Origin of the sequence: Pigmentiphaga soli (assembly GCF_039541095.1) — a bacterium.
GTDB lineage: Bacteria > Pseudomonadota > Gammaproteobacteria > Burkholderiales > Burkholderiaceae_B > Pigmentiphaga > Pigmentiphaga soli.
Genome location: NZ_BAABFO010000011.1, coordinates 62,335 through 86,665, shown reverse-complemented (window position 1 = coordinate 86,665; position 24,331 = coordinate 62,335). Strand labels below are relative to the sequence as shown.

At 67.8% G+C, this 24,331-nt stretch carries 24 protein-coding genes; 14 read left to right on the top strand and 10 right to left on the bottom strand.

Going from position 1 to position 24,331, the window contains the following annotated elements; all coding sequences use genetic code 11:
- Positions 1–23 precede the first annotated feature (23 nt).
- On the top strand, positions 24–902 hold the full coding sequence (locus tag ABD927_RS12915) for a LysR substrate-binding domain-containing protein (RefSeq protein ID WP_345250014.1): 879 nt from the start codon (positions 24–26) through the stop codon (positions 900–902).
- A 4-nt stretch (positions 903–906) separates the two neighbouring features.
- On the opposite strand, the gene ABD927_RS12910 is transcribed toward ABD927_RS12915, so the two are convergent.
- Complete coding sequence (locus ABD927_RS12910; RefSeq protein WP_345250012.1) at positions 907–2,025, bottom strand: mandelate racemase/muconate lactonizing enzyme family protein; 1,119 nt, start codon at positions 2,023–2,025, stop codon at positions 907–909.
- A gap of 211 nt (positions 2,026–2,236) precedes the next feature.
- On the opposite strand from ABD927_RS12910, the gene ABD927_RS12905 reads away from it, so the two are divergent.
- The gene (locus ABD927_RS12905) at positions 2,237–2,965 is read left to right on the top strand and encodes an enoyl-CoA hydratase/isomerase family protein (RefSeq protein ID WP_345250010.1); all 729 of its coding nucleotides are present in this window, start codon (positions 2,237–2,239) and stop codon (positions 2,963–2,965) included.
- Positions 2,966–3,009: 44 nt separating this feature from the next.
- Complete coding sequence (locus ABD927_RS12900; protein WP_345250008.1) at positions 3,010–4,209, top strand: CaiB/BaiF CoA transferase family protein; 1,200 nt, start codon at positions 3,010–3,012, stop codon at positions 4,207–4,209.
- 2 nt (positions 4,210–4,211) lie between these two features.
- Here ABD927_RS12900 and ABD927_RS12895 read toward each other — a convergent pair whose 3' ends face one another.
- From ABD927_RS12895 to ABD927_RS12875, 5 genes are all read right to left on the bottom strand, one after another.
- A complete protein-coding gene (locus tag ABD927_RS12895; RefSeq protein WP_345250006.1) occupies positions 4,212–4,577 on the bottom strand; it encodes a type II toxin-antitoxin system RelE/ParE family toxin in 366 nt (121 codons plus the stop codon).
- Positions 4,574–4,810: a type II toxin-antitoxin system ParD family antitoxin gene (locus ABD927_RS12890; RefSeq protein ID WP_345250004.1), complete on the bottom strand. Its 237-nt coding sequence runs from the start codon at positions 4,808–4,810 to the stop codon at positions 4,574–4,576. Before ABD927_RS12890 ends, ABD927_RS12895 begins: the two co-directional genes overlap by 4 nt.
- A gap of 43 nt (positions 4,811–4,853) precedes the next feature.
- Entirely contained in the window at positions 4,854–5,678 is an 825-nt protein-coding gene (gene thiD / locus ABD927_RS12885; RefSeq protein ID WP_345250002.1) for a bifunctional hydroxymethylpyrimidine kinase/phosphomethylpyrimidine kinase, read from the bottom strand.
- A 20-nt stretch (positions 5,679–5,698) separates the two neighbouring features.
- A complete protein-coding gene (locus ABD927_RS12880) occupies positions 5,699–6,481 on the bottom strand; it encodes a GntR family transcriptional regulator (protein WP_345250000.1) in 783 nt (260 codons plus the stop codon).
- A 139-nt stretch (positions 6,482–6,620) separates the two neighbouring features.
- Entirely contained in the window at positions 6,621–7,517 is an 897-nt protein-coding gene (locus ABD927_RS12875; protein WP_345249998.1) for a 3-hydroxyacyl-CoA dehydrogenase NAD-binding domain-containing protein, read from the bottom strand.
- 135 nt (positions 7,518–7,652) lie between these two features.
- On the opposite strand from ABD927_RS12875, the gene ABD927_RS12870 reads away from it, so the two are divergent.
- Entirely contained in the window at positions 7,653–8,789 is a 1,137-nt protein-coding gene (locus ABD927_RS12870; RefSeq protein ID WP_345249996.1) for a mandelate racemase/muconate lactonizing enzyme family protein, read from the top strand.
- A 146-nt stretch (positions 8,790–8,935) separates the two neighbouring features.
- Here the strand turns inward: ABD927_RS12870 and ABD927_RS12865 are convergent, their stop codons facing one another.
- A complete protein-coding gene (locus ABD927_RS12865; RefSeq protein ID WP_345249994.1) occupies positions 8,936–9,901 on the bottom strand; it encodes a LysR family transcriptional regulator in 966 nt (321 codons plus the stop codon).
- 138 nt (positions 9,902–10,039) lie between these two features.
- Between ABD927_RS12865 and ABD927_RS12860 the strand changes: the two genes are divergently transcribed.
- The 7 genes from ABD927_RS12860 (at position 10,040) to ABD927_RS12830 (ending at position 16,254) form a co-directional block, all read left to right on the top strand.
- Complete coding sequence (locus tag ABD927_RS12860; RefSeq protein WP_345249992.1) at positions 10,040–11,116, top strand: Ldh family oxidoreductase; 1,077 nt, start codon at positions 10,040–10,042, stop codon at positions 11,114–11,116.
- Between the two features lie 18 nt (positions 11,117–11,134).
- The gene (locus ABD927_RS12855) at positions 11,135–11,650 is read left to right on the top strand and encodes a VOC family protein (protein WP_345249990.1); all 516 of its coding nucleotides are present in this window, start codon (positions 11,135–11,137) and stop codon (positions 11,648–11,650) included.
- A gap of 104 nt (positions 11,651–11,754) precedes the next feature.
- Positions 11,755–12,822, top strand: a complete 1,068-nt coding sequence (locus tag ABD927_RS12850; RefSeq protein WP_345249988.1) for a tripartite tricarboxylate transporter substrate binding protein — start codon at positions 11,755–11,757, stop codon at positions 12,820–12,822.
- Positions 12,823–12,835: 13 nt separating this feature from the next.
- Complete coding sequence (locus ABD927_RS12845) at positions 12,836–14,071, top strand: CaiB/BaiF CoA transferase family protein (protein ID WP_345249986.1); 1,236 nt, start codon at positions 12,836–12,838, stop codon at positions 14,069–14,071.
- Positions 14,072–14,073: 2 nt separating this feature from the next.
- Positions 14,074–14,955 (top strand): HpcH/HpaI aldolase/citrate lyase family protein, encoded by an 882-nt coding sequence (locus ABD927_RS12840; RefSeq protein ID WP_345249984.1) that lies wholly within the window; start codon positions 14,074–14,076, stop codon positions 14,953–14,955.
- Positions 14,952–15,992, top strand: coding sequence for a Gfo/Idh/MocA family protein (locus ABD927_RS12835; RefSeq protein ID WP_345249982.1), 1,041 nt, complete (start codon positions 14,952–14,954; stop codon positions 15,990–15,992). The genes ABD927_RS12840 and ABD927_RS12835 overlap by 4 nt, the downstream gene beginning before the upstream one ends.
- Positions 15,955–16,254 (top strand): DUF1330 domain-containing protein, encoded by a 300-nt coding sequence (locus ABD927_RS12830; protein ID WP_345249980.1) that lies wholly within the window; start codon positions 15,955–15,957, stop codon positions 16,252–16,254. Before ABD927_RS12835 ends, ABD927_RS12830 begins: the two co-directional genes overlap by 38 nt.
- 18 nt (positions 16,255–16,272) lie before the next feature.
- On the opposite strand, the gene ABD927_RS12825 is transcribed toward ABD927_RS12830, so the two are convergent.
- Entirely contained in the window at positions 16,273–18,633 is a 2,361-nt protein-coding gene (locus tag ABD927_RS12825) for a bifunctional diguanylate cyclase/phosphodiesterase (protein WP_345249978.1), read from the bottom strand.
- 270 nt (positions 18,634–18,903) lie between these two features.
- Here ABD927_RS12825 and ABD927_RS12820 point away from each other — a divergent pair, with 270 nt between their 5' ends.
- From ABD927_RS12820 to ABD927_RS12810, 3 genes are all read left to right on the top strand, one after another.
- Positions 18,904–19,587, top strand: coding sequence for a protein-L-isoaspartate O-methyltransferase family protein (locus tag ABD927_RS12820; protein ID WP_345249976.1), 684 nt, complete (start codon positions 18,904–18,906; stop codon positions 19,585–19,587).
- A 169-nt stretch (positions 19,588–19,756) separates the two neighbouring features.
- A complete protein-coding gene (locus tag ABD927_RS12815; protein ID WP_345249974.1) occupies positions 19,757–20,917 on the top strand; it encodes an ATP-binding protein in 1,161 nt (386 codons plus the stop codon).
- Positions 20,914–21,933 (top strand): ParA family protein, encoded by a 1,020-nt coding sequence (locus tag ABD927_RS12810; protein WP_345249972.1) that lies wholly within the window; start codon positions 20,914–20,916, stop codon positions 21,931–21,933. Before ABD927_RS12815 ends, ABD927_RS12810 begins: the two co-directional genes overlap by 4 nt.
- A 33-nt stretch (positions 21,934–21,966) precedes the next feature.
- Here ABD927_RS12810 and ABD927_RS12805 read toward each other — a convergent pair whose 3' ends face one another.
- Together ABD927_RS12805 and waaC are read right to left on the bottom strand one after the other, a co-directional pair.
- Positions 21,967–23,274, bottom strand: a complete 1,308-nt coding sequence (locus ABD927_RS12805; RefSeq protein WP_345250206.1) for a 3-deoxy-D-manno-octulosonic acid transferase — start codon at positions 23,272–23,274, stop codon at positions 21,967–21,969.
- A gap of 11 nt (positions 23,275–23,285) precedes the next feature.
- Complete coding sequence (waaC, locus tag ABD927_RS12800) at positions 23,286–24,212, bottom strand: lipopolysaccharide heptosyltransferase I (RefSeq protein ID WP_425570254.1); 927 nt, start codon at positions 24,210–24,212, stop codon at positions 23,286–23,288.
- Positions 24,213–24,331 lie beyond the last annotated feature (119 nt).

Sequence of the window (24,331 nt, the reverse complement as noted above, 5' to 3'; positions counted from 1 at the left end):
CGCCATCGCCGAAGATTCCCGCCGTGAAGCTCCAATACCTCCATACCCTGTCGGTCGTCATCGCCAAGGGCAGCCTTACGGCCGGGGCCCAGGAAGTCAACCTGTCGACCAGTGCGGTCAGCCTGCAGATGCGCCAGCTGGAAGAGTATTTCCGGCAGCCGCTGTTCGACCGCTCCGGCCGCAGCATCCGGCCCACCGAGTTCGCGCGGGCGCTGGCGGCCACCGCCGAGCGCGCGATGGGCGAGATCGAGGCCATGCGCGACAGCCGCAGCCTGTCGCCGGCCGGGCGCGTGCGCCTGGGCATTACCGAATCCGTCGAAGCGACGCTGTTCCCGCGCGCCTATGCGACCCTGCGCCGGCGCACGCCGCAGATCGAATTGCAGGTGCGCCGGGGCCACACCGCTTCGCTGCTGCAATCGATCAAGGCGGGGGAACTGGACATCGCGCTGCTCGTGCGGCCTACGGGCGGCATCACGCGGCAGCTGGCGTGGTCGGAACTGTGGCGGCAGCCGTTCGTGCTGGTGGTCCCGCGCGACGCGCAGGTGTCGACGGCGAAAGCGGCGTTGCGGGCATACCCCTGGATCCGCATCTCCCGCCAGCTCATCACCGGGCGCCTGGCGGCGCGTTATGTGGACGCGTTGATACCGCACTGCCCGGCGCTGGTCGACCTGGAGAACATCGACTGCGCGGTGGCGCTGGTGGCCGAAGGCGTGGGCGTGGCGGTGCTGCCCAAGCTGCGCCCGGAATTGCTCGATGCCTATCCGGTGCGCGAGATCGCGCTCGGGTCGTCGGCGCCGACCCGCCAGCTGATGCTGGTCAAGCGGCGCGCCGACGAAGACAACCGCCGCGTCCTGCTGGTCGAGGCGGCATTCGAAGAGGCGGTTTCGGCCTTCCGCGCATAGGCGGTCAGCGGTCGCAGCGGATCCTGTCGATCAACGCGCGATCGAGCTCCATGCCCCAACCCGGCAGTTCGGACAGCGTGAGCTTGCCGTCCGCGATCCTGGGGGGATTCTCGATGAGGGCGTGGTACAGCGGATCGCGGTTGGGCTGCATGACTTCCACGTACAGCCCGTTCGACACCGAGGCGGCCAGCGCGGCGCCGACCTGCGTTTCCAGGTGCGGATAGATGCCGACGCCGAACAGCGCGGCCGTCGCGGCCACCTTGCGCCATTCGGTGGGGCCGCCGCTCCAGCTGGGGTCGAAATTGCAGACGTCGATCGCATTGGCGACCAGCAGGTCGCGGCAGCCCGCGCCCGTCACCTCGCTTTGGCCGGCGGCGACGCGCACGCCCGTGATCGCGCGCAGGCGCGCCAGGTCCCGCATGTCGTTCTGCCAATGGCAAGGCTCTTCCAGCCAATGGATGTCCAGGTCTTCGACCAGCCTGGCGAAGCGCACCGCCTCGTCGAAGCTGTAGCCCTGGTTCGGATCGGGGATCAGCCAGAAGCCGTCGCCGGCGCCCTCGCGCGCCGCGCGCACCCGCAGCGCATCCTGTTCGGGCGACAGGCGGCCGATCTTCAGCTTGCAGCCGGCGAAGCCCTGGCGCCTGAGCATGGCCATCTCGTCGTGCACGATCTGCAGGTCGTTGCCGTCGTTGTAGTAGGCCCCCATCGCCACCGCCGGCACCTCGTCGCGCATGCCGCCCCACAGGCGGTGCAGCGGCAGGCCCACGGCCTTGCCCACGGCGTCCCACAAGGCCGCGTCGACGCAGGCGATGGCGCGTATGGGCATGCGCCGGTCGCGCAGGAAATCGCGGGTGATGGGGTACATCGCCTCCCAGCAGGCCTCGACATGGAAGGCGCTGCGGCCCTTGAGCCGGGGAAGGATTTCTTCTCCGATCAGGCGGACGATCTCGGGCTGGCCGCGATCCTCGTTGTTGCTGAAGCACTCGCCGACGATGCCCTCGGCCGTATGGACGCGCGTAAGGACCGTGGCGCGGGCGTTCACCACCACGGTGCCTGCCTTGAGCGGCTTGGGCAACGGCATTCTCAGGGGTATGGCCTCGATTCGTTCGATGGTGAGATTCATGATGGTCGGGCTGCCTGTCTTGCGATGTTTCGATGCGGAGCGCGGCCGCGCCGCGGCGCGCCGTCCGGACAGCGGATGATATGCCCCGACGCTCCTGCAAGGTTCGCGTATTCCTCGTAGCAAGCTCGAGAAATACTTGACGATCGGAGCGTTCGCGCTTGACAGTCCGTGCAATCGGCAACACGATAAAAATGGCATTCAGGTCTATCCAATGAACAACATCGTCCTCACCGTTCACGAAGGTTGGGCGCACCTTCGAATCGCGCGCCCGGAAAAACGCAATGCGCTCGATTCGCCCATGCGGCTGGCGCTGCTCGAACATCTGGCGGCGCTGTCGGGGCAGGCGCGCGCCATCGTGCTCACCGGCGCCGACGGCTGGTTCTGTTGCGGCGCCGACCTGAAGGAACGGGCGCAGCGCGCGGCGCAGGGGCTGCCCGATGTCACCGCGCCGGAAGGCATCGAGCTGGCCTGCACCATCAAGACTTTTCCGGGCGTGGTGATCGCCGCGGTCAACGGCCTGACACTGGGCTACGGCGTGAACCTGGTCAATTGCTGCGACCTGGCCATCGCGGCCGACGGCGCCGAGTTCGGCCTGCCCGAGGTGCAGGCCGGCGGCTTCGCGAGCATGTCGGCCGCCACCGGCCAGTTGTCCGGGATCAACCGCAAGCGCATCGGCTGGCTGCTGTACAGCGCCGAACGCCTGCCGGCGGCCACCGCGGCCACCTGGGGCCTGGTCAACGAGGTCGTGGCGCCCGACGCCCTGGCCGCCCGCGCCGAAGCCCTCGCGCGCAGGATCGCGTCGTTCGAGCCCGCCGCGGTCAGGGAAACCAAGGCCGCGCTCGCCCAGGTGCCCGACGCCCGGCACGCCGATTGGCGCGCCGCCATGGAAGACGGGCAAACGGTGGCCGCGCGCATCCGCCAGGCCCGCGCCGCGACCTGACCCCGGCCACGTCCCGCCAACATTCCACACGAACAAGTCCTCACATGTCACTTCCACTCAACGGCTATCGCATCCTCGACCTCACCAACGTCCTGTCCGGCCCGTTCTGCTGCCATCAGCTGGCCCACATGGGCGCGGAGGTCATCAAGGTGGAGAACCGCAAGGGCGGAGACCTCGCGCGCCAATTGGGCGCCGATCCCGAACTCATCAAGCGCTTCATGGGCATCTCGTACCTGGCGCAGAACGCCGGCAAGCGCTCCGTCACCATCGACCTCAAGCAGGAGAAAGGCAAGGCGCTGTTCCGCCGGCTGGTGCGGACGGCCGATGTCGTGGTCGAGAATTTCCGGCCCGGCGTCATGACGCGGCTGGGCCTGGGCTACGAAGACCTGCTGAAGGACAATCCGCGTCTGGTCTACTGCGCGATCTCAGGCTTCGGCCAGGACGGCCCGCTCAAAGACCGCCCCGCCTACGACCAGATCATCCAGGGCATGTCGGGCGTGATGAGCGTTACCGGCGCGCCGGACACCGCGCCCTATCGCGTCGGCTACCCGGTGGCCGACACGGTCGGCGGCCTGACCGCGGCCTTTGCCGTGGCGGCGGCGCTGGCCGACAGGAAGCGCGAGACCGGCATCTTCTTGGACGTCTCCATGCTGGCGGCCACCATGGTCTCGATGGCCTGGGCCATCTCGAACAAGCTGATCGCCGGCCAGGAGCCGCAGCCGATGGGCAACGAGAACGTCACCGCCAGCCCCTCGGGCACGTTCAAGACCGGCGGCGGCCTGCTCAACATCTCGGCCAACAAGCAGGAACAGTTCGAGGCGCTGTGCACCGCCGTCGGCCGCCCCGACATCCATGCCGACCCGCGCTTCCATGCGCGCCACGACCGCCTGCGCAACCGCTACGAACTGAAGGCCGAACTCGAAACGGCGCTGGCCTCGAAATCGGCGGACGAGTGGTGCGAAGTGCTCAACGCGGTGGGCGTGCCGTCGGGCCCGGTGTACTCGGTATCGCAGGCGCTGGCCCAGCCGCAGATCGTCCAGCGCGACATGACCAGCACCTTCCCCGACGTTCCCGGCGTGGGCCGCGACCTCCACCTCGTGCGGACCGGGGTGAAGGTCAACGGCGCGACGCCCGCCGTCGACATCCCGCCGCGCCAGCTGGGCGCCGACAACCGGGAGGTATACGGCGAACTGGGGCTGGCCGACGACGAGATCGAGGCGCTGCGCGCCGAAGGCGTGATCTGACGTCAAAGGCCGGCGGCGGGAAGACCGCCGCCGCGCTCATCGGCTTCCACATCGCCTTGCAGCCATGCCGCAACGTCGCGCATGCCATGCAGGACTCGCCAGACCTCGACGTGTTCTGCACGTTCCATGTAGAAAACGATGTAGGGATATCGCCTCAGCTTCCAGCTGCGCAGGCCAGGCAGGTCGAGCTCATGGGCGTAGCGGGCCGAACCCGTGGCCGAATGCCGGCCGACATGGGCATAGGCTTGTTCCAGGGCATCGATGAAGCCCAGCGCCGCCTGGACTGCGCCTTCGCCAAGGTAGGCGCCGATGGCCTGTTCGACGTCCTGCGTGGCGAGTGCCCGCAGGACGACGGCCTTCGCCTTCATCTGCCGGCGCTGCGCACGCGCGCCCGCAACGCATCGAAATATTCAGGGCCGGCGGAGGCGGCTGGCGCGGAGGCGGCGCCTTCCAGCAGGATGCGGCGCAAGCGTTGGCGATCCTGATCCCTGCGGATCAGTTCACGTACGTATTCGCTGCTCGTGCCGTAGCCGCGGCGGTCCACCTGCTCATCGACGAAAGCCTTGAGCGCATCGGGCAAGGAAATGTTCATGGTGCTCATGGCACCATGCTAGCAGTTTGGCAAAATTTGGCAATATCCGGTCTCACCACCACCGGTGGAAATGATGCACCGGCCCGTGCCCGCTCCCCACTTTCAGCCGATCCGACTGCCGGATCGCCTCCGTCAGGTAATCCTTGGCGCGCCGCGCCGCTTCCGGCGTGTCGTTCAAGCGCGGCAAGAGCGCGGCCAGGGCGGCCGACAGCGTGCAGCCGGTGCCGTGCGTATGCGGCGTATCGATGCGCGGCGCCACCAGTTCGATCATGCGGTCGCCGTCGTGCACCAGGTCGATGGCGGCGTCGCCGGGCAGGTGGCCGCCCTTCAGGTACACCCAGCGCTGGCCGTCGTAGGCCAGTTGCTCGCGCAGCTTCTCGGCCATGCGGCGCATTTCCTTCACGTTCTCGGCCGGCCGCTGCTCCAGCAGCACGCCGGCCTCGGGCAGGTTGGGCGTGATCATCGTCACCACCGGCAGCAGCGCCTCGCGCAGCGCGCCGATTGCGTCGCGTTCCAGCAGCGCGTCGCCGCTCTTGGCGATCATGACGGGATCGAGCACCACATGGGGCGGCTTCCAGTGCCGCAGGCGCTCGCCCACGGTTTCGGTAACGGGCCGGTTGCCCAGCATGCCGATCTTGACGGCATCGGCCGGCACGTCGGCCAGCAGGGTGTCGATCTGGCGCGCCACGAAGGCGGCGTCGACCGGCTGCACGCCGGCCACGCCGCGGGTGCTCTGGGCGGTGAGCGCGGCCACCACGGCGCAGGCGTAGGCGCCGAGCGCGCTCATGGCCTTGACGTCGGCCAGCACGCCGGCGCCGCCGGAAGGGTCGACGCCGGCGATGGTAAGAGTCTTGGGAATGGAAGGGGCGACGGGCATGGGGAATCCTGCGGAGATGCTCAGCGCCGCGTTTCGCGGCGAAATTTCATGGCATAAACATACCGGTTTTCCGGGTGCACCGTGGCAGTCACCTGCAACAGCTCGCCGGATTCGGAGGCATAGCGGCGCACCAGGCACAGCGCGGAGCTGCCGGGCTCGGCCGCCAGCATCGATGCCAGCCGCTCCGGCACGCGGCCAACGGAGATCTCGACTTCGACCTCGGCGATGCGCTCTCCGGACACCCGCTCGATCTGCTCGTGCACCGGGGTGACCTCGTGGTCGCGCTCGCGCGTGACGGCGGCCAGCCGCGGCGCCACGTAGATGTCGACCCAGCACAGCGGCGCCTTCATCGACGGCGCGCTGCGCAGCGCGCCGATGCGCAGCCAGGCGCTGCCGTCCTCGACCCCCAGTTGCGCGGCCAGCGCGCGGTCGGCCACCACGTGCGCGGACTCCACGTGCTGCCGCCGCACGTCGGCCGGGTAATTGAACCATTGATCGAAGTTCGACACCGACTGCACGAAGCGCCGCCGCGGGCCGCTGGCGATCACGGTCGAACCGCTGCCGGGCCGGCGCAGGATGATGCCCTCGTCCGACAGGCAGCGCAGCGCGTCGCGCACGGTATGCCGGCCGGTGCCGAAACGCTCGCCGAACTCGGCCTCGGTGGGCAGCAGCGAGCCCACCGGGTAGACACCGGCGGCGATGTCGGCCATCAGCGCATCGGCGATCTTGCGGTAAAGCGGTGCGCCCGGCGCGCGCCCGCGGCGCCGGGCCGGGGCGCCCGGCAGTGGAGGTGTGGAATTCATTCGAGTCGTTCGCCGCGCAGCCGACGAGCCGCGGCGCACGAATACGCCGCAGCCGGATCCTGGACGCCGCGGATCCGGCTTTGCCGGTCCGCCAGCGTCGCCCCCTCGAGGGGGCGCGCGAAGCGCGTAGGGGGTGGGTTCATCCCAGGATTTTAAACGCCGCCTGCAGCCGGCGTTCGTAGCCTTCCTTCAGTTCGCGCGCCTGCTCCGGCGTCCAGTCGCGGTAGCCGCCGCCGGCCTTGATGCCGTAGCGCCCCGCCCGGTACAGGGCCGCCAGGCACTCCGGCGCCACCGCCGTGTTGGACAACGATGGGTAGATTTCCTGCGCCGCCTGGTAGACGGAGTCCCAGCCGGAAATCTCCTTCTGCAGCATCGGCCCGATGGCCGCGTAGCGGAAACCGAAGCTGTAGCGCACCGCCAGGTCGACGTCGTCGAAGGTGGCCACGCCTTCGTCGATCAGCGCCAGCGCCTCGCGCATCAGCGCATGCTGGATGCGATTGGCGAGGAAGCCCGGAATGTCCTTGCGCACCAGCACCGGCTTCTTGCCATGCGCGGCGAACAGCTCGACCACGCGCGCGGCCAGCGCCGCATCGGAATCGGCGCCCATCACCACCTCGACCAGCGGCACCAGGTGGGCCGGCATGAAGTAGTGCGTGCCGAACATGCGCGCGCGCGTGGCCAGGCCGCCGGCGATGCGCGAGATCGGATAGCCCGAGCTGTTGCTGCCGATCGGCACGCCCGCCGGCACCAAGGCATCGAGCTGCGCGAACAGCGCCTGCTTGACGGCCAGGTCTTCGCTGACGCTTTCGATGACGAGATCGGCGCCGTCCCAGCCCTGCCAGCCGTCCAGCACGGCGGCCTCCACCGGGCCCGCCGCGCCGCCGAGCGACCCGGCCAGTTCCAGCGCCTGCACGCGCGCGCGTTCGGCCGCCTCGGGCCGGCGCCCGAGCAGCGCCACGCCGGCGCCGGCGGCCGCGAAACCGGCGGCGATGCCGCATCCCATGATGCCCGTCCCTACCACGATGATCCTGGCCATGTTCATTTATCCTGATATTTACAGCGATATGATGTCTCATCAACCGGCGGCTTTAGAAGCATATCGTATACCCTGATTGCCGGGTTTTTCCTAGCAGCGACAAAATATCCGTATATTTAGGAGGAGCGCCCCGCCATGCCCATCATCGAGTCCGTCAGCGTCGCCGTGCCCATCGTCCCGCTGGACAAGGTCACCTCGTTTTCCAACCGCACCGTCTCCGAACGGCACTATTGCCTGGTCAAGGTGCGCAGCACCGACGGCGCCGAAGGCATCGGCTTCTGCTACGTGGGCAATCGCGCCGGCGCGCTGGCGCGCGTGGCGGTCGAGCAATTGCTGGCGCCCCTCCTGATCGGCCAGGAAAGCCGCCGCAGCGAAGGCCTGTGGAACGAGATGTACCAGGAAGCCTTGCTGCAGGGCCGCTCGGGCGCGGTCATGCGCGGCATCTCCATCCTCGACACCGCGCTGTGGGACCTGAACGCGCGCTCGGTGGGCGTGCCGCTGCACTACTACCTCGGCAGCGTCCACGGCGAACACGTGCCGGCCTACGCCAGCGGCGGCTACTACGTGGACGGCAAGACGCCCGCGATGCTGGGCGAAGAAATGGCCGGCTACGTGAAGCTGGGTTTCCGCGCGGTCAAGATGAAGACGGGCCGCCTGTCGCCGGCCGAGGAAGAAGCCCGCGTCAAGGCGGCGCGCGACGCCATCGGCCCCGACGTGCTGCTGATGCTCGACTGCAACAACGGCTGGGGCGACCTGCCCACCGCGCTCGAATACATGCGCCGCTTCGAAGCCTACGACCCGTACTGGATCGAAGAACCGTTCTCGCCCGACGCCATCGACCTGCACGCCAGGCTGGCCGCCCGCACCTCCGTTACCGTGGCCACCGGCGAGATCGAAGTCGGCCGCTGGCGCTTCCGCGAACTGGTCGACGCCGGCGGCGCCGAGATCCTGCAGACAGACGCCGCGGTCTGCGGCGGCATCAGCGAATGGCGCCGCATCGCCGCCCACGCCGGCAGCATGGGCGTCACCGTCAGCCCGCACTGGTTCCACGACCTGCACGCGCCGCTGGTGGCCGCCACGCCGAACGCCCGCTTCGTGGAATTCTTCCCCGACGACCAGGTGCTGAACTTCCGGCGGCTGGTGGACGAACAGCTGCAGTACAAGGACGGCTGCGTGCTGCTGCGCCAGAAGCCGGGGCTGGGTTTCGGGTTCGACGAGGCGGCGGTGCGCAAGTATGCGGGCAACGATGCGTGGACGGTGATCCGCAAGTAGCCTTGCTGGGACACGGGCGGGGCGGCGTTCGATACGCTGACGGCTGTTCTTTCCGAGGCAGCCGCCAAGCCGCCCCGTCGGATTTCACGATCTTCCCGTTGATTAGATTTGATTCTGAGCCAAAGCGATCGATACCGCCATTTGAATCATTGCCCCCTCGTCCCAGTCCGAACGCTGGTCGGTTCGTCCATAGGACGAGGAGCGAGTGCAGTCGAAAAACTGAAGACGCCCTGCCGGGTCAACCGCGCGAACTCGGCCTCCAGCAACTCCTGAACGACCGGCAGGGCCGAGTTGTCGCGCCGCTCGATGCGCGTGGCCAGCACGAGTACCCGGCTGAGCTGCACGCCGGATACCTCGGTCATGACCACTTCCTGCTGCGATTGCCGGTCCTTGAAAACGGACACCGGCATGATGGTGGCGTATTTGCCGTGCAAGACCAGCTCCCGGATCGAATCCACCGAATCGATCTCCGACTGAATATTCAGCTTGCCGCGCAGGGGCTGCAGCTGGCGTTCGATGATGCCGCGATGCAGTGAAGTCATGAACAGCGGGATGCGCGCGAGTTGGGCAATCGATACGGTCGGCCCCATGCGGCGCGAGCGATGGGATACCAGCGCGAACGGTTCGCCCAGCAGGGCGTGCAGCGAAAGCCGGCGGCCAGGCTCCGGATTGGTGACGACCGCCAGATCGACCATGCCGCGCTCCAGCCAATCCAGCAACGTGGGCGTGAAGGCCTCGCGCGCCCGGAGCTGAATGTCCACATGCGCGCGCTGGAAATTGTCGAACAGGCCCGGCAGGACGACGCGCGCCAGAGTCGGCGACACGCCCAGCACCACCGTGGCGCCGGACGCCGAGTGCTGGCTTGCCAGCCGGCGGCGTACCAATGCGGCTTCGGCCAGCATGCGCTGGGCGGATTCGTACAGGGTTACGCCCGCCTGCGTCAGCAGAACGCCGCGCGGCGTTCTCTGCAGTAATTGCACCTCCAGATCGGCTTCCAGCTCCCGCAGCTGGCGGGTAAGCGCTGGCTGCGCGACCGCAATGGCCTGGGCCGCCGCAGTGAAACTGCCCGCGTCGGCAATGGCAACGAAGTAGCGCAGGGCGCGCAGGTTCATAGTCAGTCCTTCCTGTCGCTTCCCCATATCAGAGTGATATGGGTAGGGACGAATTCAGCATTGGACGCTAGGGTAACGCTTTCCTAGACTGTGTGCGTTCAATGAGGAGACCCAGGCAACGCCCTGGCCCGGCAACACATGGGAAAAGATAACAAATCGGTATTGGTGACCGCCGAACAGCTGGCCGATTTCATCGATCGCGCGTTGCAGGCTTCGGGGCTGCCATCGGCAGACGCGGCGTGCGTGGCGGCATTGATGGCCCGGGCCGATCTGCAGGGGTCGGACGGGCACGGCGTCATCCGCCTGCCGCAATACGTCAAGCGGATACGCGCCGGAGGCATCAACCCCCGGCCCGACATCCGCGTGGCCGAGGAGCGCCCGGGCATGGCCGTGGTCGACGGCGACAACGGCATGGGCCACCTGGTGATGTCGCGCGCGGTCGAACTGGCGATCGAAAAGGCCGCGGCGACCGGCGTCGCCTGGGTCGGCACCCGGGCCAGCAATCATGCGGGGCCGGCCTCGCTGTACGCCAGCATGCCGATAGCGCGCGACATGATCGGTCTCTATTTCGCGGTGGGCAGCGCCAATCATCTGCCTCCGTGGGGCGGCATCGACATGCTGTTGTCGACCAACCCGATCGCCGTCGGCATTCCCGCCGGCGCCGAGCCGCCCGTCGTGCTGGACATGGCCACCACCGTCGCCGCTTATGGCAAGGTCAAGGCCAAGGCCAAGCGGGGCGAACAGATGCCCGAAGGATGGATGATCGGCTTCGACGGCCGTCCGCTGCTGGACCCCAACCGCGCCCACGAGGGCTTCCTGCTGCCCATCGGCGGCTACAAGGGATACGGCCTGGCCCTGGTCGTCGGCCTGCTGGCCGGCACGCTACAGGGCGCCGCGATGGGACGGGACGTGGTGGATTTCAACAAGGACCACGTAACCCTGACCAACACCGGGCAGGCGATCCTGGTGCTGGACTTGAAGGCCTTCGGAGACCCCGCCGCCTTCAAGGAAGCCGTGGACCGGCTGGTCCGCGACATCCGGGGCAGCCGGCGCCTGCCCGGCGTCGACCGCATATGGCTGCCGGGCGAACAGAGCCACGAACGCCGCAAGGCCTACGCCAGGGAAGGCATTCCGCTGCCCGCCGAAATCGTGGCGGAACTGCGGGAACTGGCCGGACAATGGGGCGTGGACCCGCTGCAGGTCCAGCCATCATGAAAAAGAGAGGAGACGATCATGGGACTACGGTTCATGGAGCACATCCTGATCCTTACCCACGACCCCGAGGCGACGCGCGACTGGTTCTGCGACAACCTGGGGTTTCGCGACGGCTATCACCCCGAGTTCGGCTTTCCGGTGTATTGGCTGTATATAGGCGAACAGGACGTGGTGCACATCGGCAAGGCCCACCATTCGGAGCACCAGGACTCGTATCTGCGCACGCCGAATGACCGGGACGGCGACGACTATTCGGCGGCCGGCGCGCCAGGCTCGGGCCGCATCGACCACGTGTGCTTCAACTGCGACGGCCTTGCGGAATTCATCGCGCGCCTGACGCGCAACGGCGTGGCGTTCAGCGAGCGCAAGGCGCACAACTCCGACCTGTACCAGTTGTTCATGCGCGAACCGGTCAACGGGATCAAGGTGGAACTGAACTTCGCCGCGCACGAGGCGGCGCAGGCCGGGCGCGTGCCGACGTGGACCGACAAGGGCCGGACGGAGCCAGCCCATGAGGCGCCGGGCGACCGGTAGCGGCCAGCGATACCCGAGCCAGGGCAGCGGCTCCCGCGAGAGCCATTTTCCCCAGACGACCTAGGTCGCCGGCAGTCCAACGATCCGGAAACGGAGGAGACGTCATGCAAATCCGAAACACATTTCCGCACACCCCGCAGGACATGGCATGGGAAGACGGCAGCGGGCCGGACGGCGCATCGCGCCGGCGGCGCCTCCTGGCCGCAACCGCGGCCGTGGCCTGCTGCGCGGCATGGCCGCTGGCCGCACCGGCACAGCAGGCGCCCGAGGCGCAATATCCGACCAAGCCGATCCGAGTCGTGGTGCCTTATGTCGCAGGCGGCCCCATGGACTTCATCGGCCGCACGCTGGCACAGAAACTGGCGCAGACGCGCAACTGGAATCTGGTCATCGACAACCGGGCCGGCGCGGGAGGCGCCATCGGCACCGAAAACGTCGCCAAGTCGGCGCCCGACGGCTACACCATCCTCCTGACCTCGTCCAGCCATGCCACGCTGCCCAGCATCATGAAGCACCTGGGATACGACGCGGTCAAGGATTTCGCGCCGATCACCGAAGTGGCGGACAGCGTCGGCTTCATCCTGGTGGCGGGGCCGAAGGCGCCAGTGAAGTCGGTGGCCGAGCTGATCGCGCTGGAGAAAGCCAAGCCCGGCTCGCTGACCTACGGTTCGGCCGGCATCGGGAACGTCATGCACTTCGCGGCGGAGTCGTTCAATCAGGCCGCCGGCACGAAGATGGCCCACGTTCCCTACAAGGGCGTTGCGCAGGCGCTGACCGATCTGATCGGCGGCCGCATCGACGTCGCTTTCGTTCCGCCGACGGCGGCGCTGTCGTACATCAAGGCCGGTACGGTCAAGGCGCTCGGCATCGCGGCGCTGCATCGCTGGAACGTGCTGCCCGACCTGCAGACCATCGACGAGCAAGGCGTACCGGGCTTCAAGTACGGCCCGTTCTACGGCCTCTGGTTCCCCGCCGGCACGCCGCAGGCATACATCGAGCGCGTTCATTCCGAGGTGGCCGCCGCGATGCGCGATCCACAGATCAGGCGCGAATTCAGCGAGCAGGGTTTCGTCCCGATGGCCACCTCGCCCGAGGAGTTCGCCAAGACCGTCGGCGATGAGATAACGTTCAACCAGAAGCTGGTAAAGCTGATAGACCTGAAAGCAGAATAAGCAAGGAGACATCATGGCACGACCACTGGAGGGCATCCGGGTGGTGGAGCTCGGCAATTTCATCGCCGGCCCCTTCTGCGGCATGTTGCTGGGTGACATGGGGGCGGACGTCATCAAGATCGAACGTCCCGGCCTGGGCGACCAGACCCGCGCCATGCCGCCCATGGTCAACGGCGAAAGCGTGAGCTTTGCCGCGCTGAACCGCAACAAGCGCAGCCTGGTCCTCGATCTGAAGCGGGAAGAAGCGCGCGACATCGTGCGGCAACTGGCGGCGGGCAGCGACGTGTTCGTCGAGAACAACCGCCCTGGCGCGCTGGACGCGCTGGGCCTCGGCGCGGAGCAGATCAGGGCGATCAATCCGAACATCGTCTACGTATCCGCATCGGGCTTCGGCCAGACCGGCCCCTATCGGCGGCGCGCCGGCGTAAACCTGATCGTCGAGGCCTTCTCGGGCGCCCTCTCGGTCACGGGGAACCCGGACGACATGCCGATGCGGCCAGGCCTGCAGACGGCCGACATATTCGGCGCGCTGTTCGCGACCTACGCGGCACTGTCGGGACTGATCAGCGTGTTGCGCCATCGCGAGGGACACGCAGTCGACGTGTCGCTGGTCGAGGCGTCGATCGCGGCGGCGGCCTGGGAAACCGCCGGCTTCCTGGCCACGGGCGAAATTCCCAAGCGGCTCGGCAACCGGCACCGGCTCAATGCGCCTTATCAGCTGTTCGCCACGCGAGACCATCGCTACATCGCCCTAGGCACGCCGAACGACGAGCTGTTCCGCCGCTTCATGACGGTGCTCGGGCTGGCCGAATATATCGGCGACCCGCGCTTCGCCACCTACGTGCTGCGCAAACAGAACGAAACCGGACTGCTGGAACTGGTGTCGCCCGCCATCGAAGGCCGCGACGCCGGCGAGCTGGAGGCCCTGCTGCAGAAGGCGGGCGTGCCGTGCTCCCAGGTCAACGACTACGACGAGGTCTTTGCCGACGCCCACATCATCGAGCGCAAAGTCGCTGTGGACGTGCCTCATCCGAAGATCGGAACGGTCAGGACGGTACGCAATCCCGTTCTGTTCGACCGCGACGGGCCCGGCATCCGGTACGCCGCGCCGCTGCTCGGCCAGCACTCGCGGGAGATCCTGGGCGAACTGGGATATGCGGCGGCGCGGATCGACGAACTGGCCGCCGCCGGCATCGTGCAATTGTTGCCGGGCGCCATGGCCGCCGCGCCGGCGAACCAGGAGGCCTGACGATGAACATGTGGCGCAGTCTGTTATTCGTGCCGGCGAATCGGCAGAAGATGCTCGACAAGCTGGGGGCCATCCCCGCCGACGGCTTCATCTTCGATCTGGAAGACACCGTGCCCGCCGAGGAAAAAGCCCACGCCCGCCAGATGGCCGCCGACTGCATCGCGCAACTGCCGGCCGACCGCTGCTGGGTACGCGTCAACGGGATCCGCAGCGGCTTCCTGCATGAAGACCTGGACGCCTTCGTCGGACAGGTACAGGTGGCCGGCTTCGTGCTGCCCAAGCAGGACACGGCCGCCGACGTGGCCGCCGTCGACCGCATGCTGGCCAGCCTGGAAGCCTCCCGCGGGATGGCCGTCGGCAGCATCCCCGTCATTGCCATGATCGAAAGCGCCTCAGGCGTGCTGTTCGCACACCAGATCATGACGGCTTCCAGCCGGGTGGCATCGGCGGTCTACGCGGGCGGCCAGGACGGCGACATGAATGTGTCGCTCGGCGCGACGTGGTCGAGCGAAGGGCCCGAGATGATGTTCGCGCGGCAGATGACCCTGCTGTCGGCGCGGGCCGCCGACATCCCCTGCCCGCTCGACGGCGTATATGCCAATATCGCCGATCCGGCGGGCTTCGAACGCGATACGCAGTTGTCGCAGCGTCTCGGATTCCGGGGCCGGACGGTCATTCACCCATCCCAGGTGGAGGCCGCCAACCGCATCTACATGCCTTCCGAGGCCGACATCGCGTATTACACCCGCGTATTGCAAGCCTTCGAAGACGCACTGGGCAGGGGCACCGCCAGCACGACGGTCGACGGCAAGCTGGTGGACGTGGCGATGGCCGCGAATGCCCGCCGGGTGCTCGATCTCGTGGCGGCCTACCAAAGGAAATGACGATCGCCATGGCCACGCCACACGTCCTGAACGCTGCCATCGTCGGCCTCGGCCGCTGGGGCAAGAATCTGGTCGAATCGGTGCAGGGCAAAAGCGCAGGCATCCGCTTCGTACGCGGCATGGTGCGCCATCCCGAGGCGGTCGCCGATTTTGCCGGCCGGCACGGCCTTGTCCTGACGCCGCGCTTCCAAGACCTGCTGGACGACGACGCCGTCGAGGCGCTGGTGCTGGCCACGCCACATGGCCTGCATGTCGAACAGATCGTCGCGGCGGCGCAAGCGGGAAAGCCCGTTTTCTGCGAAAAGCCGCTGGCGCTGTCGCGCATCGAGGCAGAGCGCGCCGTCGAGGCGTGCGCGCGGGCGGGCGTCGTGCTGGGCGTGGGACACGACAAGCGCTTCTGGCCGTCGATGATGGAACTCAAGCGAGTGGTCGACAGCGGCTGCCTGGGCACGCTGCTGCACGTCGAAGGCAATCTCAGCAACGAGAATTCGCGTACGGCCTACACGGCGTGGCGCGGGCTGCCTTCCGAATCGCCCGGCGGTTGCCTGACGGCCACCGGCATCCACATCCTCGATGCCTTCGTGAACCTGCTCGGGCCCGCCAGGCAAGTCACCGCGCACTACCAGCTCCGGCAACGGGCGCCCGATTGCGTGGACACCACCACGGTCTACTTCGAATTTCAAGGCGGTGCCAGCGGCGTGCTGACGTCGGTACGGCCCACGCCGGTCTTCTTCCGGGTACACGTATTCGGCACGAACGGCTCGGCCGAGGCGCGCGGCGCCGATGACATGGAATTGCGCCTCAGCGGCAAGCCGGCCGAGCGTCGCAGTTTCGCGCCGGTCGATGCGCTACGGTATGAACTCGAGGCGTTTGCCGATGCCGTGGCAGGCAGGGCGGCGTATCCTGTCACCCCGCAGCAGATCATCGAAACCGTGGCCACGCTCGAAGCCGCCATCCGCGCGGTCGGGACGGCCAGCCAACCCACAGCAGGAGCAGAACATGTCAGCCTATTGGCTCGCCCGCTCGATCGTCAATGACCCGGTGCTCTACAAGCGCTATGCCGACCAGGTGCCCGACATCGTCGCGGCCTACGGCGGCCGCATTCTGGCGCGCGGCGGCAAATTCGAGATACTGGAGGGGCCGGAGAAATTCACGCGCTTCGTGGTGATCGAGTTTCCGTCGCTGGAACAGGCGCGCGCGTGCTTCCACTCCGAGCGCTATCAAAGCGCGGCCCGCTGGCGCAGGCAGGATGGCGCAGGAGAAGTCGAATTGGCGATCGTCGAGTCGCTCGACGCCTGAACGAGCCGGCCGGCCGCGCTACGCCCCCTGCGCCGCCCCGGCCGGCGCATCATCGCGCCGGCGCACTTCCCCCGCAAACCCATAGCGCAGCAAATACGCCTCGGCCTGCTCCGCCGCCGCCGGCCGGCCCACGTAGTAGCCCTGAATCTCGCTGCACCCGCAACGCCGCAGCTGTTCCCACTGCCTTCGAGACTCCACCCCTTCGCCGGTCGTGCTCATCCCCAGGCTGCGCGCCAGGTCGACGATCGAGCGCACGATGCGCGTGGCCTCCGGCGTTTCGCAGATCTCCCGCACGAAGGAAATATCGATCTTGATGCGGTCCACCGGGAAGCGCCGCAGATAGCTCAACGACGAATACCCGGTGCCGAAGTCGTCGAGCGCGATGCCCACGCCCAGGCTGCGCAGCCGCTCCAGCGTGGCGCGCAGCTGGGGCGAGTCGTGCAGCAGCACCGTCTCGGTAATCTCCAGCTCGAGCCGGTCGCCCGCCAGGCCGGACTCCGCCAGCGCCTCGCGCACGTGCTCCACCAGGTCGCCGCCGCGGAACTGCCAGGGCGACACGTTGACCGCCACCCGCACCGGCGCCGGCCAGGCGGCGGCCTGGCGACAGGCCGCGCGCAGCACCCAGCGGCCGATCGGCACGATCAGGCCCGTTTCCTCGGCCACCTGCACCAGCCGCGCGGTGCTGGCGAATTCGGGCATCGCGGTCTTCCAGCGCAGCAGGGCCTCGAAGCCGCGCAGCACCGAGGTCGAGGCGTCCACCACGGGCTGGTAGTGCAATTCGAAGCCGTCGTTCTGCAACGTGTCGCGCAACGCCATCTCCAGCGCGCGGCGGGCCTGGATCTGTTCGTCCATTTCCATTTCGAACACGCGCCAGGTATTGCGGCCGTCGGCCTTGGCGCGGTAGAGCGCCATGTCGGCGTTCTTCAGCAGGCGGTCGCCGTCCACCCCGTGCGCGGGGAAGAACGTCAGCCCCACGCTGGCACTGGTCACGATGCGGTTGCCGTCGACGCTGTACGGCTCGCACACGGTTTCGACGATGCGCTTGGCCAGGGCCTGCGCGTCTTGCGGCCGCGCGTTCTCCTGCAGGATCGCGAACTCGTCGCCACCCAGCCGCGCCACCAGCGCGCCGGCCCCCGCCGTGCGCTGCAACCGGTCGCCGATGGCGCGCAGCAGCGTGTCGCCGGCCGGGTGGCCCAGGGTGTCGTTGACCGTCTTGAAGTAATCCAGGTCCACCAGCAGGATCGCCGCCGGCTCGGGCGGCCCGCTGCCCGCGCGCGACGATCGCTCGCGCAGCCGTTCGCTGAACATCAGCCGGTTGGGCAGGCCGGTCAGCATGTCGTGGCGCGCCATGTGGCTGGCGGTCTCGGCCAGGCGGTACTGCGCCTGCAACTGGCGGCGCGCCAGTATCACGCACAGGCCGATGATCAGGCACAGCAGCCCGGCGCTGCCGGCGATGGCCCAGGCTTCGGGCTTCCAGTACGCGCCGATCGCATCTTCGGTCACGCTGACGGCCACGTTCAGCGGATAGTGCTCCAGGCTATTGACGACGCCCAGGCGGCGCAGCCCGTCGACCGGGCTGGTGGAGGCGAACGCCCGGCCTTCGGTTTCGCGGTCCAGGCGAGCCGCCTGCTGCGCCGGGGTCAGGTAGGCCTGGCCCACGGTGCCCACCGCCGGCGAACGCACCAGCAGCATGCCGTCGTTGCGGAACAGGCTGATGGCGCCGCCCTCGCCCATCTGCACGGCGCCGTAGAACTGCTCGAAGTAATCGAGACGGATCGCCCCCAGCACCATGCCGAGCGCGGTGCCGTCGGGCGCCCGGAACTTGCGCGCGAGATAGATCGTCCAGGCGCCCGTGCCGCGGTTGGGAACCGGCACGCTCAGGAAGGTGTCGAGCTCCGGATCGGCCATCAGGGCCTTGAAGTAGTCGCGGTCCGACACGTTGACCGGCGGGATCGGCCAATAGCGAGAGAAATTCAGCAGCTTGCCGTGGCGGTCGATCAGCGTGATGGCGTCCACGTAAGGCAGGGCGGCGATCTTGTCGCGCAGCGCATTGCCCACCTGGTGCGTGGTCATCACCCGCTCGAAGGCCTCCGGGGTGGTCACCTGCTGCGCCTGCATCCCTTCGATCACGCTGGTCTGCACGGCGTCGAGGGCCTGGAATGCGCGCTCGCATTCCTGCGACAAGACCAGCGCCAGCGTGGTCAGCTCGCGCGATTTGGCGGCCACCGTGCGCTGCTTCAGGTTGACGACCAGCGAAGCCGCAGCGGCCGCTACAACCAGCGCCAGCAGGACGCCGGCCACCGTCAGCCAGCGGTCGAGCCGCCACCGCGAGATCGGGCGGCCGGGCAAAACCTGCGGGATTTCGGACGAGACCGCCATCAGGACACCCAGAATTTCGGAACACCGCCGCTGCGCGCCGCCGGAGGCGCGCGGCCCCGGCGCCGGCACGGCGCGTTGCCACCGGAAACGTGCTGTTAGCGCGCGACAGATCCCGGCGAGCCGCCTAGACTAACACCGCACGCTGCGCCCCGGGGAAGACATTGCCGCGACACGGCCTGTTGGCGCCGGCGCAGGTGTTACTGTCCGTTTCCACCGTCACAGGTAAAATCCTGCCATCGCGCGCAGCCGCCAACCGAGACTTTTCCCGTCATGAATGCCGTAGTGAACCTGCCGGATATCGAACAAGCCCGCTTCAACATGGTGGAGCAGCAGATCCGCCCGTGGGACGTCCTCGACCAGAACGTGCTGGACTTGCTGTTCCGGGTCAAACGCGAAGAATTCGTGCCGCCGGCGCTGCGGTCGCTGGCTTTCGCCGATACCGACATCCCGCTGAAGTTCGACGATTTCGATACCGGCGAATGCATGCTGGCGCCCAAGGTCGAAGCCCGCCTGCAACAGGAACTGTCGCTCAAGCCTACCGACAGCGTGCTGGAAATCGGCACCGGCTCTGGCTACCAGACCGCGCTGCTGGCCAGCCAGGCCCGCACCGTCACGTCGGTCGAGATCCTGCCCCGGCTGTCGGCCTTCGCCAAGGAAAACCTGAAGCGCGCCGGCATCACCAACGCCGAGCTGCAGGTGGGCGACGGCAGCAAGGGCTGGGGCTCCACCGAATACGACGCCATCCTCGTCACCGGTTCGGTGCCGGAAGTGCCCGACAGCCTGAAATACCAGCTGCGCGTGGGCGGCCGGCTCGTCATCATCGTCGGCCAGGCGCCGGTCATGACCGCCTGGCTGATCGTGCGCACCACCGCGGCCAGCTTCGAGACCACCTCGCTGTTCGAAACGCTGGTCAAGCCGCTGCGCGGCGTGTCGGTGTCGAAGTTCAAGTTCTGATTCGGCGCCTGCAGGCCGTCCCGTATCGCTGCGTCGCTTCGGGATACCGCATAGAATGAATCCATGCCCGCCCCTGGCAATCCGGGGCCGGGCCTCGGAAAGGATTCGCCCGATGCCTCACTATAACGACCATGAATTGGAAACGATGCTCCATGATTTGGAGTCGGATATGGTCGAACGCAAGGAATCCTTCAAAGGGAACGCTCCCAAGACGGCGCGCGAAGCCGTCTGCGCCTTTGCCAACGATCTGCCCAATCATCGGCGGCCGGGCGTCGTTTTCATCGGCGCCAAAGACGACGGCAGCCCGTCCGGAATCCAAATCACGGACGAGTTGTTACGCCAATTGTCAGACATCAAGACAGACGGCCACATTGTTCCGCCCCCGACGTTGTTCGTCGAAAAGCGCCTGCTGCGAGGAGCGGAGATGGCCGTGATCACGGTAGCGCCATCGGATTCGCCCCCCGTCCGGTGCCAGGGCCGGATTCACATCCGTGTTGGCCCGCGCCGAGCCATCGCTTCGGCGCAAGACGAACGCATCCTCAATGAAAAACGCAGGCATCGCGACCTGCCGTTCGATGCGCAGCCCGTGCCGACGGCAACGCTGGCCGATCTCAGCCGGCGGCTGTTCGAAGAGGAATACCTGCCTTCGGCATTCGCACCCGACGTGCTGGATGCCAACGGCAGAAGCTACGAGCAAAGGCTGGCCGCCTGCAAAATGATTGCCTCGACAGACGACCCCACACCGACGGTGGTGGGATTGCTAACGCTGGGCATCCGCACCCGGGATGCCATCCCAGGCGCATACATACAGTTCCTGAGAATCAACGGCTGCGCGTGGTCGGATACGATCGTGGACGAGGCCGCGATCGACGGTCCGCTGTCGCAGATGCTGCGCAGGATCGACGAAAAGCTTGCTGCCCACAACCGGACATCGTTGCAGTTCACCAAAAACCCAATTGAAGAACGCCAACCGCGTTACCCGCTGGTCGCGCTCCAGCAACTTGTCCGCAATGCCGTCATGCACCGGACGTACGAAGCCACCCATGCTCCCATCAAAGTCTATTGGTTCGACGATCGCATCGAGATCATTAGTCCCGGAGGGCCCTTCGGGACGGTAACGCGCGAGAATTTCGGGCAGCCGGGCGTTACCGACTACCGCAATCCGAACGTGGCCGAGGCATTGCGTGTGCTGGGCTACGTGCAGCGGTTCGGCTTCGGCATCCAGATCGCCAGATCGGAATTGGCGAAGAACGGCAACCCTCCCCCGGTATTCGACGTCACCGATCAAGTCGTCATGTGCCGGCTGGAAGGCACAGGAGCCATGCCATGACATGTCCGGTCTTGACGTTCTTCAATAACAAGGGCGGAGTCGGCAAAACCTCGCTGATCTACCACCTTGCGTGGATGCTGTCGAACAAGCAGCTCAACGTGTTGGTGTGCGACCTCGATCCTCAGGCAAACCTGACCGCGGCCTTCCTGGACGAAGACGACCTGGCACAGCTCTGGGATACGGACATGCCCGGCGGCGATGCCGGCGAAGGGCAGACGATCTTCCAATGCATCCGGCCATTGACGGAAGTGGGCGATCTGCTCCCGCCCAAGCTGCGACGCATCAGGCGCGGGCTCTCGCTGCTTCCGGGGGATCTTTCGCTGTCTGGATTCGAGGACCAGCTTTCCACGGAATGGGTACAAAGCATGGGTACGGCCCCGTACCGACCATTCCGCGTCCTGACTGCCTTCTGGCAGGTTTGCCAATTGGGGGCCAAGCGCATGGAGGCCGACATCATCCTCATCGACGTCGGTCCCAACCTGGGCGCGATCAACCGCTCCGCGCTCATCGCATCCGATTATCTGATCGTTCCGTTGGCCGCCGACCTCTTTTCCCTGCAAGGCCTGAAGAACCTGGGGCCCACGTTGTATCGATGGCGCACGGAATGGAACAAGCGCCTGGAAAATTGGGCAGCCCCTTCTTTCGAGCTTCCCGCCGGCCGTATGCAGCCCCTCGGCTATGTCGTGCACCAGCACAGCGTGCGGCTCAGCCGGCCCGTCCGTGCATACGACCGATGGATCAACCGGATCCCCGAGGAATTCCGGCACAGCGTTCTGAGGGAAGCATCGCCCCCGGCCGGGCTAAGCCCGGCCACCGACCCGCTGTGCATCGCAACGCTGAAGCATTACCGTAGCCTGATTCCCCTATCGCAGGAAGCAAGAAAGCCGGTATTCGAACTCTCCGTCGCCGACGGAGCGATCGGATCGCATCATGCCGCGGTCAAAGAAGCCTACCGCGACTTTGAACGCATGGCGGACGAAATCATCTCTCGCGTGCCTGAGCTGGACGTACTGTAGGGCTATCAGGCGTGTGCCAGGCGTCGCAGCGTCTTACTTGATCCAGTTCCCGATCGCCAGCATCACCCGCCGCGTGGCGCCGGTATGGGTGGCCGTGAACGCGGCCGCCGCCGCCCGCATCGCCTCGCGCCGGCCGTCATCGGCCAGCAGTTCCAGCGCCAGCTGCCATGCGTGGGCGGCGTCGGCGGCGCGCCGCGCGGCGCCGGCGGCGATGGCGTCTTCGCTGGCCTGCGCGAAATTGAAGGTGTGCGGGCCCACGATGACCGGGCTGCCGCAGGCCGCGGCTTCGATCAGGTTCTGGCCGCCCAGCGGCGCGAAGCTGCCGCCCACGACGGAAACGTCGGCGGTGGAATAGTAGAACGGCATCTCGCCCAGGCTGTCGCCCAGCAGGACTTGCGTGTCGGACGGCAATTCGGCGGCCGACCAGCCGGCCAGCGTCGAACGGCGCACGGTGCGCAGGCCCGAGGCCTTCAACAGCGCGGCGACGTCGTCGAAGCGCTGGGGATGGCGCGGCACCAGGATTACCAGCGGCACCGGGCCCGGTCCGGCGGGCGGCCGCCGCGCGATCGCCGCCAGCAGCATCTCTTCCTCGCCCTCGCGGGTGCTGGCCAGCACCACCACCGGGCGGCCCAGCGCCGCGCGCCAGTCCCGGCCTGCCCGCAGCTGCTCCGGCGGCAGGCCGAGGTCGAATTTCAGGTTGCCGACCACCTGCGGCGCGCGGGCGCCCACCTCGGCCAGGCGCGCGGCGTCGGCGGCGGTTTGCGCCAGCACCAGGTCGAGCCCGCCGTAGGCTGCGCGCGCCAGGCTCTTCAGGTACAGCGCCTTGCGCGCCGACGATGCCGACAGGCGCGCGCTGACCAGCGCCATCGGCACCGCATGCCAATGGGCGGCGAATATCAGATTGGGCCAGACCTCGGTCTCGATCAGCAGGCCGCAGCGCGGCGTGAAGTGGCGGAAGAAGCGCCGCACCGCGCCGGGCAGGTCGTAGGGCAGCCAGGCCTGGCGCAGCCGGCCCTGGGCGATGGCCTGCTCGAACAGGCGCGCGCCTTCGGTGCGGCCGGTGGCGGTCATGTGGGTCAGCAGCACCGTCAGGCCGCGATCGAGCAGCGCCTGGATCAGCGGCTGCGCGGCGCGCGTCTCGCCCAGGCTCACCGCGTGCACCCAGACGGGCGCGGCGCGGTAGCCGTCGTAGGAAGGCACCGTGGCTTCGCGGCGATAGCGGCCGAAGCGTTCGAACGGGAAGGCGCCATAGGCCGGCTCGCGGCGCGCGCGGCGCCAGATGCGCAGCCACAGCCACGGCGCGGCCAGGCGCCACAGCGCCGAATACAGCCCGCGCCACACGGCGGCCGCGCTCACCGCGCCGCCTCCGGCAAGGCCCGCCCGATCGCGGCCAGCACTTCCTGCGCCGACGGCGGCTTGCCCGGGCCGCCCAGGCAGGCGATGAACCCGGCCCCCGTCACCGGCGCCAGCGCCGGGTCGTAGTCCGCATAGATGCCGATCGTGGGCCGCCCGAGCGCGCCGGCCAGATGGGTCAGGCCGCTGTCGAGGCCCACCACCACGGCGGCGCCGGCCAGCACGCCGGCGGCGTCGGCCAGGCCCATGCGCGGCAGCGCCTGCGCGCCTTCGATGCCTTGCGCCAGCCGCTGCGCGCGCGCCCGTTCTTCGTCGTTGCCGGCGAACAGCAGCGGCGCACAGCCGGCCACCTGCAAGCGCGCCAGCACGGCGCGCCAATGGCCTTCATCCCACAGCTTGGTGGCCCGGCTGGCCGACGGCATGATCGCCGCATAGCGGGCCGGCAGCCCCGGCGGCGGCTCGGCCCGCACGCCGAAATCGGGCGGGCCGCTGAATTCGTAGCCCAGCGACAGCGCGGGCAGCAGCCGCATGCGCACTACCGCGGACTGCTCGAACACCACCCGGTGCCGATGCCCGTAGAACAGCGCGGCGAACGGATCGCGCGCGGAGCGGAAGCCGCAGCCATGCAAGGGGCCGCGGGCGCGCCGCGCCACCAGCGCCGATTTGATCAGTCCTTGCAGATCGATCACCGCATCGTAGCGATGCGCGCGCAGCCGCCGCAGGAAATTCCCGCGTTCGGCGCGCACGCCGGCATCGAACCAGTTCTTGCGCCAGCGCCGCAGCGCGACGGGAATCACGTCGGCCACGTCCGGATGCAGCGCCGGCAGCGCCGCGAAGGCCTCTTCGGCGACCCAGTCCACCTGCGCATCCGGCACGTGGCGAATGATGTCCGACACCGCCGGCAGGGCATGGACGATGTCGCCCATCGACGAGGTCTTGACGAGAAGGATGCGGGGCACGGGGAAATAGCGGGCGGCGAGTGTGCGGGAAGCCGAAGTTTAACCGCAGCGCAGCAAACGCCAACCTGCCCGCCCCCGCCGCGCCG

Excerpts from the sequence above, each read along its gene's own strand:
- ABD927_RS12890 (WP_345250004.1), bottom strand. The coding sequence starts at position 4,810 with ATGAGCACCATGAACATTTCCTTGCCCGATGCGCTCAAGGCTTTCGTC.
- ABD927_RS12855 (WP_345249990.1), top strand. The coding sequence starts at position 11,135 with ATGGGACTACGGTTCATGGAGCACATCCTGATCCTTACCCACGACCCC.
- ABD927_RS12820 (WP_345249976.1), top strand. The coding sequence starts at position 18,904 with ATGAATGCCGTAGTGAACCTGCCGGATATCGAACAAGCCCGCTTCAAC.
- ABD927_RS12895 (WP_345250006.1), bottom strand. The coding sequence starts at position 4,577 with ATGAAGGCGAAGGCCGTCGTCCTGCGGGCACTCGCCACGCAGGACGTC.
- thiD (WP_345250002.1), bottom strand. The coding sequence starts at position 5,678 with ATGCCCGTCGCCCCTTCCATTCCCAAGACTCTTACCATCGCCGGCGTC.
- ABD927_RS12865 (WP_345249994.1), bottom strand. The coding sequence starts at position 9,901 with ATGAACCTGCGCGCCCTGCGCTACTTCGTTGCCATTGCCGACGCGGGC.
- ABD927_RS12845 (WP_345249986.1), top strand. The coding sequence starts at position 12,836 with ATGGCACGACCACTGGAGGGCATCCGGGTGGTGGAGCTCGGCAATTTC.
- ABD927_RS12840 (WP_345249984.1), top strand. The coding sequence starts at position 14,074 with ATGAACATGTGGCGCAGTCTGTTATTCGTGCCGGCGAATCGGCAGAAG.
- ABD927_RS12910 (WP_345250012.1), bottom strand. The coding sequence starts at position 2,025 with ATGAATCTCACCATCGAACGAATCGAGGCCATACCCCTGAGAATGCCG.
- ABD927_RS12835 (WP_345249982.1), top strand. The coding sequence starts at position 14,952 with ATGACGATCGCCATGGCCACGCCACACGTCCTGAACGCTGCCATCGTC.
- ABD927_RS12875 (WP_345249998.1), bottom strand. The coding sequence starts at position 7,517 with ATGGCCAGGATCATCGTGGTAGGGACGGGCATCATGGGATGCGGCATC.
- ABD927_RS12860 (WP_345249992.1), top strand. The coding sequence starts at position 10,040 with ATGGGAAAAGATAACAAATCGGTATTGGTGACCGCCGAACAGCTGGCC.
- ABD927_RS12815 (WP_345249974.1), top strand. The coding sequence starts at position 19,757 with ATGGTCGAACGCAAGGAATCCTTCAAAGGGAACGCTCCCAAGACGGCG.
- ABD927_RS12905 (WP_345250010.1), top strand. The coding sequence starts at position 2,237 with ATGAACAACATCGTCCTCACCGTTCACGAAGGTTGGGCGCACCTTCGA.
- ABD927_RS12880 (WP_345250000.1), bottom strand. The coding sequence starts at position 6,481 with ATGAATTCCACACCTCCACTGCCGGGCGCCCCGGCCCGGCGCCGCGGG.
- ABD927_RS12830 (WP_345249980.1), top strand. The coding sequence starts at position 15,955 with ATGTCAGCCTATTGGCTCGCCCGCTCGATCGTCAATGACCCGGTGCTC.
- ABD927_RS12825 (WP_345249978.1), bottom strand. The coding sequence starts at position 18,633 with ATGGCGGTCTCGTCCGAAATCCCGCAGGTTTTGCCCGGCCGCCCGATC.
- ABD927_RS12900 (WP_345250008.1), top strand. The coding sequence starts at position 3,010 with ATGTCACTTCCACTCAACGGCTATCGCATCCTCGACCTCACCAACGTC.
- ABD927_RS12810 (WP_345249972.1), top strand. The coding sequence starts at position 20,914 with ATGACATGTCCGGTCTTGACGTTCTTCAATAACAAGGGCGGAGTCGGC.
- waaC (WP_425570254.1), bottom strand. The coding sequence starts at position 24,212 with ATGGGCGACATCGTCCATGCCCTGCCGGCGGTGTCGGACATCATTCGC.
- ABD927_RS12850 (WP_345249988.1), top strand. The coding sequence starts at position 11,755 with ATGCAAATCCGAAACACATTTCCGCACACCCCGCAGGACATGGCATGG.
- ABD927_RS12870 (WP_345249996.1), top strand. The coding sequence starts at position 7,653 with ATGCCCATCATCGAGTCCGTCAGCGTCGCCGTGCCCATCGTCCCGCTG.